General features: G+C 38.1%; 10 protein-coding genes and 1 pseudogene. 2 read left to right on the forward strand and 9 right to left on the reverse strand.

Translation table 11 applies throughout. The annotated features are described in order from the left end of the window. Positions 1–86 precede the first annotated feature (86 nt). Positions 87–293, forward strand: coding sequence for a hypothetical protein (locus tag V8V91_RS24515; protein WP_373397680.1), 207 nt, complete (start codon positions 87–89; stop codon positions 291–293). Positions 294–310: 17 nt separating this feature from the next. Further along, positions 311–1,234 carry a thioesterase domain-containing protein gene (locus V8V91_RS24520; protein WP_373397681.1) on the forward strand — a complete coding sequence of 308 codons (924 nt, stop codon included), beginning with the start codon at positions 311–313 and terminating at the stop codon, positions 1,232–1,234. Between the two features lie 262 nt (positions 1,235–1,496). On the opposite strand, the gene V8V91_RS24525 is transcribed toward V8V91_RS24520, so the two are convergent. The 9 genes and pseudogenes from V8V91_RS24525 to V8V91_RS24565 all read right to left on the reverse strand — a co-directional run bounded on the left by V8V91_RS24525 (position 1,497) and on the right by V8V91_RS24565 (position 12,041). Further along, a complete protein-coding gene (locus tag V8V91_RS24525) occupies positions 1,497–3,119 on the reverse strand; it encodes a PfaD family polyunsaturated fatty acid/polyketide biosynthesis protein (RefSeq protein ID WP_373397682.1) in 1,623 nt (540 codons plus the stop codon). A 23-nt stretch (positions 3,120–3,142) separates the two neighbouring features. Further along, positions 3,143–3,739: a beta-hydroxydecanoyl-ACP dehydratase gene (locus V8V91_RS24530; RefSeq protein WP_373397684.1), complete on the reverse strand. Its 597-nt coding sequence runs from the start codon at positions 3,737–3,739 to the stop codon at positions 3,143–3,145. A gap of 49 nt (positions 3,740–3,788) precedes the next feature. Then, complete coding sequence (locus V8V91_RS24535) at positions 3,789–4,784, reverse strand: hypothetical protein (RefSeq protein ID WP_373397686.1); 996 nt, start codon at positions 4,782–4,784, stop codon at positions 3,789–3,791. Then, entirely contained in the window at positions 4,754–5,629 is an 876-nt protein-coding gene (locus tag V8V91_RS24540; protein ID WP_373397687.1) for a hypothetical protein, read from the reverse strand. Before V8V91_RS24540 ends, V8V91_RS24535 begins: the two co-directional genes overlap by 31 nt. Before the next feature lie 23 nt (positions 5,630–5,652). Continuing rightward, positions 5,653–7,080 (reverse strand): annotated as a pseudogene (locus tag V8V91_RS24545) (PfaB family protein); the annotation flags it as partial. A 35-nt stretch (positions 7,081–7,115) separates the two neighbouring features. Beyond that, complete coding sequence (locus tag V8V91_RS24550; protein WP_373400806.1) at positions 7,116–8,459, reverse strand: beta-ketoacyl synthase N-terminal-like domain-containing protein; 1,344 nt, start codon at positions 8,457–8,459, stop codon at positions 7,116–7,118. Further along, complete coding sequence (locus V8V91_RS24555; RefSeq protein ID WP_373397688.1) at positions 8,456–10,027, reverse strand: beta-ketoacyl synthase N-terminal-like domain-containing protein; 1,572 nt, start codon at positions 10,025–10,027, stop codon at positions 8,456–8,458. Before V8V91_RS24555 ends, V8V91_RS24550 begins: the two co-directional genes overlap by 4 nt. A gap of 149 nt (positions 10,028–10,176) precedes the next feature. Beyond that, a complete protein-coding gene (locus V8V91_RS24560) occupies positions 10,177–11,523 on the reverse strand; it encodes an SDR family NAD(P)-dependent oxidoreductase (RefSeq protein ID WP_373400807.1) in 1,347 nt (448 codons plus the stop codon). Then, positions 11,472–12,041, reverse strand: a complete 570-nt coding sequence (locus V8V91_RS24565) for a hypothetical protein (protein WP_373397689.1) — start codon at positions 12,039–12,041, stop codon at positions 11,472–11,474. The genes V8V91_RS24560 and V8V91_RS24565 overlap by 52 nt, the downstream gene beginning before the upstream one ends. Between the last annotated feature and the right edge of the window lie 157 nt (positions 12,042–12,198).

Raw genomic sequence — 12,198 nt, forward strand, 5'->3', positions numbered from 1 at the left:
GTCGTTTCATTTGTTTAGTAGCGCAGGGTTCTCTCCCAAAAACAACATCTGGAAAATTGAGAAGGGTTGAAATACGTAAAAGATTCTTGGATCAGTCACTCTCATTAGTAAGGCCAATAGATGAATTTAGTACAGATGTAAATCATTCGGCGACATTAAAATCATCTTCTTCAGAAATAAGAGATGTGGAAGAAGATATTTCACAACGGATAGGTCCTATAGATCCAGCGACAGCTGTTGCTATGATTATTGACTCCCTTATAGAAGTAGCTGATTTAAAAAAGAAGAGATAGCTATTGATAGTAGTTTTGTGGATTTCGGGATAGATTCTATCCAAGCTGTACAAGTAATGCTTGAGCTTAGTGAGCGAAGTGGGCAAAAATTCACACCGACTGATTTTTTCAATTTTCCAAGTATTAGATCTTTGGCTGCAGCAATGAGTGCCCGTACACTTACACAAGCGATGGTAAGTAAGCCTTATGTGATCCTAAATGATTCTCGAGATTCTCCAAATAAAACTTTTGAATCTTCAAACACGATCTTTTGTATGCCTCCGGGAGGTGGACACGTATTTGCCTATGTACACTTAGCCGAACACCTAAGATCAAAAACTTTAATTGCTTTCGAGAATCAAAGTGCCAAGCAAAAACTTCCAATGGATTTGTTAGCAAAGAATTTCACGAAGATTATTCGTGAGTTACAACCAATTGGACCATGGCATCTATTGGCCTATTCTCTTGGTGGTGTATTTGGGGCATTGGTAGCTCAGGAGTTAGGGCAATGCAATCTTATTCTTGTCGATGGATTAGCCCCAAATCAATCTCAATATTCAGCATTAGAAATAAATAAGATGTCTTTTCAAACTACCGCCACCGTTGGAAGAAGGATGGCAGTTGAATCTGGGCAATTGGTAGTAGAAGATGATCTGGCTGCCGAGGAAGTAGAAGCTCAGATCGCTTGGGATCTTTTCAGTGCCTCTCAAATCCAAACAGATATTTTAAAACCTGCACGTAGAGATAAAGAATCAGGGAGTTTTAAGGGCACTTATGTTGTCCAGCTTCGAGCTCCAAATTCAGAGGATGGTATGAAGGGAACTTTACTGGAAATGCTGCAAGATGATCCATTACTTGGTTGGGCTGGGGTTTGTCATGAACTGCAAAGTAAAATAATTACAGGGGGCACTTTAGTGTCGTTGGTCCGGAGAATGCAGAAAATACTTCTTCAGAAATCTTAAAGGCATTGCAAGGATCGCCTTATCATGGTTAATACAACGGTCCGATATATTTAGAGGTTAATATCTCTAAGTTCCAATGTTGTGTTTTTAAAAAATCAAGTAATTACCATTATTGATTTTAAATGTCAAAGGTCAGATATCCAAACACTGTAAAATTGGCCTGATAAAAATTGTTTTACTGGAAATTAAAAACTTGATAGGTTTTGTGTGGGAGGAGGTGTGTGAATTACAACTCTATTTTTAATTGGAAAATTGCATCCCTTTAAGAATGATAAACAGATTGAGACTGCTTTAATTTTACTTCTTTTAATTCCATTGGAAGTTCAATTCCCTGGAATTTTAAACTTTGAATTCTGTATAAGTAAGCAGCACCTTCCATGATTTGCTCGGCTATATCGGCGACTCTTCGATTCTGAAAGTTTTCTAAATAAGAACCTTTCACCCAATCATTGAAAGCTCCCATAGATGGGCCACACCAAATTTGATAGTCTAACACTCGATCTGGAGTTCCGGAGTTGGCCCAATTAGAAGACAACCCCAAGTACCACCTAAATATTAATGCCATTTTCCGATGCGGATTATTATGGGCCCGCTCTATTTGTTCTGGATCTCTTTCTTGGAAAAAAGCAATGCAAGATTGCCATATTTCTTCGAGTGGTCTTTTAAAAATTTTTTCTTCTAATATTTTTCTTTCCTCGATGGGAATTTGATCAATTGATTTATACGTTTCGTAATATTTATATAACTTTCTCGCCCTAGGCCCGAATAATGTCCCGCGTTTTAAGACCTGCAAGTCCACGCCCATTTCAAACATATCAGATGCGGGTGCGCTCATCACATCGGTGGACTCTACTTCTTGCAACAGTTTCTTTACATGTTCAGAGGTTCCTGCTTCCACACATGATTGGTTCACACTGCCTGTAACCACATAAGCTGCCCCCATCATAAAAGCCGCCAGAGCAGAGGCGGGTGTGGATATTCCACCTGCGGCTCCGATCCTGATCTTGGTATTGAAAGAATTTTGCCGTTGTAATTTATCTCGAAGCTGAATTATTATTGGCAACAAAGCCACTAAAGGGCGATTATCGGTATGTCCACCAGAATCTGCCTCGACGGTAATATCATCTGCCATCGGAACCATTTTTGACATTTCTAATTGTTCCGCAGAAATTTTCCCTTTCTCCAATAATTTTTGAACAAGTGTTTCTGGGGGAGCATTCATAAAGAGCGTCGCAACTTCTTTCCTGGAAATCTTTGCGATAATTTTATTACCTATGACAATGTTATTTTCATTGTCTCGACTCAATCCAACTACTCGATAATACACTATATTTTCGGTCAATTCCAAAAAAGCCGATGCTTCAACTACTTTTACAGCTTTTTGTAGAAATAGCTCGACAGCAGCTTTTTCCAAGGCTGGCTCCGAGGGTGAATGAATTAAATTTACTGCAAAGGACTGGGTCGTTAAATTTGATTGTATTTTAGTAATTGCGTTGCTTATTATTTCTGGAATTTGACCCGCCGCTCCGTAGGAAGCCATCATATTAGCTTTTGCGATGGATATTACTAAATCTACTGAGGCGATTCCATTGGCCATAGCCCCCGTTTTGTAGGCATATTTCAAATTATAATCACGTCGAAATGTCGGATCACCAAATTGATCTGCTGTCATCGGACTCACCATTGCCAAGACTTGCAATCCTCGTCCTTCTGAGACTAAAGTACCGGAATTGCTAATGCCAATTCTTCCATTGAAATCCTTCATTAGGTAACAGGGCTTGTCAGTTTGCAGTAATTTCTCTTTCATTCCCTTTAAATCGAAATCGATTTCTCTAGGAGAGCCTTGCCAATACATTTGAGATTCCTTTCCAGTGAACTTTATCATTTTTATTTTTTGATGGGCTTCATTTATTTTTCGATTGCCTCTTCAATCCCCAAAGCAAGATCCGTTACTTGATAAATTCTTATTTTATCATTCCATAAAAAAGCATCTGCCACCATCAACAGCTGGTTACCTTTCCTGTCAATTGACTTGATATGCACCTCTAAATGCATCTCTTTTGCTGTTGATAATATCTGTCCCCTATATTTCCACACAGTTTTGTGATGGGGAACTTGTACGAATCTTGGAGACTGGAAGTCTTTCCCCAAGTCTTGCTGTAAGGCAAACACCTGCATGGCCTGAATTATTGATTCTACCCCCAATGACCCAGGCATAACAGGATCTTGATAGAAATGGCAAGTGAAAAACCAATCATATGCTTTAATGAACTTGGTGGCATGAATATACCCTTTAGAGAATTTTCCTTTTTCCTTCGCTATAATCAATTCATCCAACATGTTTAATTGATCCCCTGCTAGGCGATAATGTGGTTTGGATTCTGTCCCTTTAAACAACTTCATTCTTCCATAAAGTGAGTCTAATTTGATTTTCATATAATCCATGGCCTGTAGTCGCTCCGTCACATACCAAGCAGGAACTTTTTCTCCCTTGTCCAATCCCACTTGTGATGATAACGCATCAGAAGTAAAAAATCCAAAAGAAGAATTTCCCTTAAAAAAAGTTCTCCATCAACCGACAACTCAAAAGTGTACCGCTGTAAGATAGTTCCTCCGTGATCAATACAAGAAACCAATATGGCTTTATTTGTAATGGTTTTCCCCTAAAGTCGGTTCCAATGGGTAAGTCAAATGTAACTCCTTCTCCATCAAGGTTTCGGAGATATAGGTCTTTATCGGGGAACTGTAATGTGCTGCCTAAATATGCCCCTAATAAACCGCAGGGTTGCAAAGCAATTTCCATCAATATAGCGTAAGGCATACTATTGTTAGAATTTTGTTTGAAATACCAAGCATCTATTGGAACATCATACTCTGCTATAATTGGTATATCCTTTGAAAAATCCCCCTTAGTTCCCTCAATATGCAATATTCTGGAAATCAATTGTAAATCCGAATTCGGCTGGCGAGACATTTTACGTCCATTGTAAATGGCAAAGTCAGGCCCAAAGCAATCTGTCATATTCCCTAATGCAAATGTAGTGATGTCTTTTTCATTCATTAATGCATTAGCTGACCTTGGGGAAATTTTCACACCTACTTTTGGATCGAGATATTTTGGATTAGTTTTTTCCCTTAATTCTAAACCTAGGTTTTCAAAATGAACTGTGATCACTTCATTAGATATAATTTCTAAATCAGCGATTACATAAGGATTGGGAAATAATCCAATTTCTTTTACCTCCAGCTTGTAGATTAATTTCGTGTCGACTCCAGGAGTTACTTGCTTCCGGCATCGAACTTTTTGTTCTAACCCATAAATGGGCTGAAAACGCGCATTTTTGGTCAATCTTTGCAAGCCCACCATCAATATGAAAAAGCGCAATAAATTTACTCCTCCTTCCGCTTGGAGGGATCCTGCCAGCACCTCATCATCCCTGAAGTGACAGGGGAAGTACCAATCATTCGGATGCAAATCTTTTTCAGCTACAATGTATCCCAAACCATGTACACCTCCTGTTAAATCAACCCAAGTGATTCGATCAAGCATGAGGATCTTCTCGGGGGAATCCGTAAAGATGTATTACGGCCATTGGCGAAATATGAAATGTCTTCAAAGCATTTTTCTATGTTCCCATCAATTAAGTGTTGGAGATCATGTTTTGAAAAAGAGAATTTATTGGTGGTTAATAAAGGTGTAAAATATTTTCGTTTAAATTTTTTCCTTGCCTCAATTTCACTTTTTGAGTATTCTACCCCAGCTCCATCTTTTAACTGTTCATCGGTAAAGAAACCAGCACAGCCCCCATCCATTTTTAATACTAGCCTATTTTCAACATAACAGAGATAGTTAAAGAAAAACAGCAGATTATCACCGTGCCTTACAAAGGAATTGATTGAAATATCATAACGTAAAGTTTGTCCTTCGAAGGGCAAATCATCCATAAATGTTAAGGTGCAATCCAGCAACCGATACACCAAGTTTCCTTTGTTTTGCAAATCAATTCCCAAATAAGAGATCAAAAGTAAATCACATTGACCCGATTCTACACAAACAGCTGAAGGGATCTGGGAGTCGGTGCTGTACCAAGCATTATAAGGAATATCATATTCGGTTGATATGGAGGAGGGTTTATATTCTCCTAGCTTAGCATTTATTTTAGTTACTCGACTCACTAATAGATATGGAGCCATAGGTAACATTACCCGACGTCTATAGGTATCAATAATCGAATAATCAGGACCAAAAACATGGGATATTTTCCCAGTCGCAAATTCTTCTAAATCTTTTTGTGAAAAAACAATTTCTTTTCCTTCTACATGTTCTCCAGTCTTGAAATCTTGCAGTCGTAAACCGTTTTCGCCAACGCTTCCTTTTTTTATTTCTTTTACCATTTCATTTTTTACCTTATTGAAACTTATGTTCGTTTCTTTTTTTCGGGTTGATTAAAATTTGTTTGTTTTTGGGGGATTTTAATTCCCTTTTCATCAAGATGATATGGGGAGACAAATTGAATTTCATGTGAAGAAGGAATGGAGGAATATTCTAGAGTCTTTGTTGAAGACTTTTTTGTATAGCCTAAAACATCGGATTGCTTTTCAGTCAATAAAAATGTTCTTTTTGGCGAAGCTTTTCTAAATCTACTTCGTACCCTACTGAATTTCAATTGAAGCTTTTCCTGACCAAATAGTTCCCCTAATGGAGTATCCCCTGGAATTATCTTCTTTATAAACACACGCTGCGTACCTGATTCTTTAGCTTTTTGAAAGAGTAAAGACAAGTCTACTTTTACTCCATGGCTACACATTTGGGCAAGTAAACAAACTATATTATTAATGTCAGATTTTCCTTTTTGGTCAAAAGGAATTGCATGAAACGATTTGCCTTTAAGGATTTTCTGAATCCAATTCGTGCAAGTAGCATTTGCTCCGACTTCAATAAAAATCCTGGCACCAGCGTCATAGACGGTATCAATTGTTTCTGGAAAATTCACTTGATTAGTACACACCGCAAAAGAGTTTTTTGCAATTTCTTCACTAGATAGAGTTATTGTACTCTGACTAATACTTGAATAAAATTTGATATCTGGTCGATCCTCTATTTCAAATTGGTGCATTTCAAGTAATCCTTCTTTTTCCTGTATACAGAAATAGTGATGGATAATACTTTGAAATGGAATGGATAGGGTAGGACAGTTTAGCTTCCGTGCTATTTCAGCACATGTGTCTTTGTGACCTGAAATAATCACTTCCTCATGTGTATTAATGAAAGTCAAGAATACTTTTTCAACTCCGTTAATTACAGTTTTCACTTTCTCGACCGGAGCAAGTAATACCAAGCTTATCCATTGTTGTTTGGCTTCTTTACTGCTGATTTGCCATTGCTCGGCCAAAACCTCTAAGTCGCCCGCTAGACGGGTTTTAAAAATATCGAGTTCTCTTATCTTGTCTGCCCCATTGGGATGCCAAACTCCTAAAGAGTACCACATACTACTACATTCTCCCATACTATAACCAAAAGCAATCTCAGGTTTCACTTTGAAATAGTTTTTAATAATATGAGTAAAGAATGCCGAGTAAAAGACTCCTGAAGACATCATTGCTACAGCATTGGTATAAATATTTGGGGAATACTCTTCTTTGTTCTTTAATCTTGGATAGATGTATTCACTATTGATAAAACGATCAATATTACCCACCCGCGTTTCATAGGTAGTGATTAATTCAGGAAATAGTTGGAAGCAATCTTTTCCTAATCCAGCGTAGGAAGTTGCTGATCCAGGATAGACAAAAGCTATCTTACCTGATTGCCCAAGTGGGTTTGGCGTAAAGTAACTTCCTCTCGGTGTTTTAAGATCTTGATTTTTGCTAAATGCAAGCGTTAATTTTTTTGAAAAACCTCAATCTCTTTTTGCAAGGAAATTTGATCCTTCGCTACTAAAACAATTGTATATTTTGATTTTTGTTGGCAAAAAGTATCGTGTAACGTTGCAGCAATTGTTAAGAGTTCATGCCCATTCTGTATTTGGGAATTTAGTAAATCTAACTGGTTGAGCAAGTGCTCTGCACTGTTGCCGGTTAAGATAAACAAGTTAGGAAGTTGGGTTTGCAAAAAGCCAAACCCTTGATAAGACTTACCTTGATCTAGAGATAATTGTATCTGGATATCCCCAACTCCATTGATAGAAGCTTTTCTTTCATTTTGCCCTTTTGCCAATATCCATGGTCGTGACTCGGTCGGAAAATAATAATTCGTTTTCTGGAATGCCTTGTTTTCGGGAGCAGACCAATCAGCTATTCCAGGAATAAATCGGTAGTACATGCATAAGGCTGTTTTTATTAAACTAGCCATCCCTGAAGCTGCAAAGCAATTTCCAAAATTCGCTTTTATCGTTCCTAAAGCAACAGAATTCTTCGGTTTTTTCTTGAGGAGTTGATTTTGTTCGAACTGATTTTGGGTTACAATTCCTGTTGCAGCCAATTCCAGGTAATCAATGGAATTTCCTGTTTTCCAGCTGCCTATTTCATCGATCACTGCATAGACTTTATCAGAGCTATCTGATTTATGCTTCTTTAAAACAACTGCTCCAGCTCCTTCTCCAATCAACCAATTATTACTGTTAGTAGAAAATAGGGTTGAAGGATTTATAGTGTGTTTCGAAGGGTTCTCCTTTTGTCTTAGCAATACATTCTCAAGCCCTCCGGCAAAATCTACTGCGCCCACTACTACAGCATCCACCTCTCCGAGCGACAACAAATTCTGGGCAATTTCTAATGCTTTGAATACCGAGTTTTCGGTACAGGAAACGGTAAAAGCAGGTCCTGAAAAATCCCATAATGAGGAAATCCTACAAGCAATCAAATTACCTATAAAACTGGTGAACTCGCTGGGAGTTGGTGCCCCTTGTCGATGATAAATCGCTTTCTTGGTTATATCTATAAGTTCTGAGATAGATGATTTTTCTAAATCCAGATCCGTATTTTTCAGCGCATCTTCAATCTGCCACTCCACATCCCATCTAGCCAGACATTGATGAATGGCCAACTCAGTGTCCATGGCGACCAGGACAGCCACATTCTTATTTTCGTCCAATCCCGCATCTTTTATTGCATTATCCGCAGCTTTTAATAACAAGGCTTGTTGCGGTTGTAACCGCTCGGCTTCTTTGGGTTGAATTTTATACCTTAGCAAATCAATTTCAAACTGATCGATATATGCACCTATAGGAGCTTTACCATTTTCAAAACCAAATTTTTTAAAAGGCTACTATTCTCTTCAATCCCTTTCCAGCGATTCTTGGGCAGAGGACCGAAATGCTGTGCACCATTATAAATTGTGTGATAGAACTCATCCAAATTTTGACAATTTCCGAAAAGAGCCTCCATTCCAACCACTGCCATTGATTGCATTTTTACCCTTTTACTTACTTGATCTTCAATTTTGGTCCCAGTAAAATGATTTTGTACGACCATATGCGCATTCGTGCCACCAAAACCAAATGAGTTGATGCCGGCCTGCTTTCTAATGTGGTCCCAAGAGGTATGTTTTAAAATCATTCCATCGGATCCTGGCCAGTCGTTATCCGCTTTAATTGGATTTCTCAGCTTGATATTAGGAGGAATCACTTGATGTTGCATAGCCATTATCACTTTTAATAGGCCGGTCATTCCTGCAGCTGTCAATAAATGACCCATATTGGATTTTACTGAACCTAATAATGGCTGACTATGATGTTTGGAAAAGAATGTAGCAATCGAATTCAATTCTGTTTTATCGCCTAAAGGGGTGCCTGTGGCATGGCATTCGATGTACTGAGTGTCTTCAGGTGAAATATAATTATCCTTATAAGCTCTTTCAAAGGCTAAATTTTGTCCCTTGGGATTAGGGCTAAGCAAGAATTTACCTCTACCGTCATTTGACAGGCCAATTCCCCCGATTACAGCAATAATTTGATCGTGATCTTTTAAAGCATCCTCCAAACGCTTCAATACAACCATTCCTGCCCCTTCAGAAGAAACCAAGCCAGCCGTATCCTTATCGAATGGAACAAACTTTTTATCCAAAGGTGAGTAAGCCTGAAAAATGGAGAATCCCATATGAATAAACAATTGGTCTGAAGCACTGACCGCACCTGCCAACATCATATCGGCCTTACCGGTTTTCAACTCATCACATGCCAACTTAATTGCATAAAGTGATGTAGCGCAAGCAGCATCCATGGAATAATGGGTTTTGCCCAAAGCTAATGCCTTACTTAGCATTTCAGAAGGATTGAGCTCTAAGGTATTATTTGGAGGAGTTGATTGTTGGTGCCCTTTAATTTTAAATTCGGGGCAATCCAATAAGGGTTGAATATGAGCATCTATAGCTTCAGCATAAATAGCAGATATTAATTGATGAGAGGAATTGGTGGGGAAGGATAAATTCCCCAAAATCACACCGCACTTATCTAAATACTCTTTCTTTTGATAATAACCTGCATCAATCAATGCTTCCTTGGCTGTGTACAAAGACCAATGAAAAAGTTTGTCTTGCTTTCTCAGATATTCTGCCGGTAATTCAAACCCATTTGGATCAAAAATAAAGTCTCTGACATAACCCCCTCTAATAGAGTAGCACCGATCCTCTATTCCTTTTTCAGGATGAAAAACTAAACTGGGGTCAAATCCAAAATCTGCTGAGGTTGCCTCACTGGTCAAGTCCTTTTCTGACATTAAATTTTCCCAAAATTCCATTGGTGTTGAGGCACCTGGAAAAAGAGCAGAACTTCCTATTATAGCAATCTTGGTCATATAAAATTAAAAAACTAGTGGGGTTTCTATTACAGTAAATTTGGTTTTATTCTACCATGCTAATTGTCTTGATATGATTACACTTGCTCCTATCGTTTTTATATACACGTTGCCAAGCTCATCGTAAACAGTGCAGTCCGCACTTAATTTCACTTCGTTTGCTTCTCGGATCTTAATGTGAACGAACAATTTTTTCCAAATGGGACAGGTAGATACAACATTGCACAATCCGTTTGTAAAGGAAGACTCTTTGCTCCATCATAATATTTTTGTACCCAAACCAACATTCCCTGATATTGAATGTCGGCAAAAAACGTATTGATACAATCTGTAGGAAACTGGCCTTGCTCGGACAAAGGTACTTCAGTTGCTTCACAGGAAAGTACAATTTGTTTTTCGGTACAATCTAAAATTTGCTTTATTCCCTGAAAATAGGGAGCATGAAACAAGGAGCCATCTTGATACAACAGGTGACCTTCCAAGGTCTCATAGGTTTCACTTAATTGATGGATAAATTTTGGTGGAGATGGAAATGATTTCCGGCTAACTAATGTAATTGTGGCTCTATAATGATTGGTCTGCAATTTTTTTCCTTCAGAATAGACCTTAGTTTCAAAAACAATTATCTCTTCATCCTTTTTCAGTTCCCTAATTTCCAGAAAATAATTTTCCTTCTCCTTGCCGTCAAATATGATCCCTTTAAACAAGGAGGTGTTTTCGATCTTAAAAACAGCGTAGTCAGGATATAATCTTTCACAAGACTGGGCCATCCAGGCCACCGCATTGACTACTGGCAAAACAGGGATATTTTGAATTTTATGATGATTCAAAAAAGGATTATACTCTAACTTCAATTTCCGTTGAATACGATATGATTTCAAATCTCCTAAATGACTGACTGCCGTAGGTAAAGTACTCCCAATAATGACCTGGTGTTGATTAATATAGTCTATATTGAATTCGTTGACTAGCATGGCAGCACCGCCTTCAGAGTTGACCAAACTTATTCCAGCTTTTTCAAATTGGGCCTTCAATTCTCCGCTCACCATACCTGAATCCCAAGCCCCCCAATTTATAGCAGTTACTTGAGTATTGGGATGATTTGCCCCAATCAAATAGGCTGCTTTACTTAATATCTCATTGGAGATGGCGTAATCCGTTTGACCTACATTGCCGTAAAATCCAGCCACAGAAGAGAATAAAATCAAATGATCGAGTTGATGAATGTTTACTGCGCTTATCAAAGTCATCAACCCATCCAGCTTAACTGATAAAACATCCTCAAAATCTCTCTCTGTTTTGTTTTGGATATATTTGTCGGCCAGTATTCCTGCTCCGTGAATGATTCCTGTTACCTTTCCAAGTTTTTTACTAGCAGCTATTAAGCCTTGATTAAAACTTGCCATATCTGTAACATCTCCCTGAATATAAATTACTTCCCCTCCTAGATTTTGAATTGCAGATAGGGTGCCTTCAATCTCTTTTTTAGATATAATGTTGTTAAAGAACTTTTTACTTCCTGAAGGCTGACTTTTCCGTTTTTTTCTTTTAGATCATCCATGATCAGGCGTTTTAAAGCCACTTCATTGCTTTCTTTTTTGGCATATTCAGGAATATTAAAATCTAGGCTTGACCTACCCAACAAAATAAATTTACATTTGAAGGTTTTTGCCATTTCGATTACACAATTTGCCGTCACCCCTTTGGCGCCTCCACTAACTAAAAAGACTGAATTTTTATTAACTGTAGTTGTGATGGTTTGATTTTCCAGCACTTCACTAGGAATGGTTATTGTAGTTTTTCTGCCTTCTAGCGAATAGGCCACCTCTACAAGGGAAACATTGGCATCTTGGTATTCAGCCATTATTTGGTTGGTAATTTGACTTGTTGATAATTCAGGCTGAATATCAACTACCCGGCAAAAAACAGGTGACCATTCCAAATTCAGACATTTTACTAAACCACTGATGCCACTTGCAACAATCGATGTATTTCCTCTCTTAGCTTTGCCCAAATGACCATCTAATCGGGTACAACAAAAGAAGTTGACCCTGTGGTCCTTTCCCAACTCATTCAAATCACTTTGAATATGCTTAGAGACAAAAAATAAAGTTTTTATTATCTCTCTTTCGATAAAAAAGTGTTGAGAAAAGTTTCCTTTTTCAAATTCG

The organism is Algoriphagus halophilus (assembly GCF_041729275.1).
GTDB lineage: Bacteria > Bacteroidota > Bacteroidia > Cytophagales > Cyclobacteriaceae > Algoriphagus > Algoriphagus halophilus_A.

What these genes read in the sequence shown, in the direction of transcription:
- V8V91_RS24525 (WP_373397682.1), bottom strand. Translation starts at nt 3,119, where the DNA reads ATGATAAAGTTCACTGGAAAGGAATCTCAAATGTATTGGCAAGGCTCT.
- V8V91_RS24535 (WP_373397686.1), bottom strand. Translation starts at nt 4,784, where the DNA reads ATGCTTGATCGAATCACTTGGGTTGATTTAACAGGAGGTGTACATGGT.
- V8V91_RS24540 (WP_373397687.1), bottom strand. Translation starts at nt 5,629, where the DNA reads ATGGTAAAAGAAATAAAAAAAGGAAGCGTTGGCGAAAACGGTTTACGA.
- V8V91_RS24555 (WP_373397688.1), bottom strand. Translation starts at nt 10,027, where the DNA reads ATGACCAAGATTGCTATAATAGGAAGTTCTGCTCTTTTTCCAGGTGCC.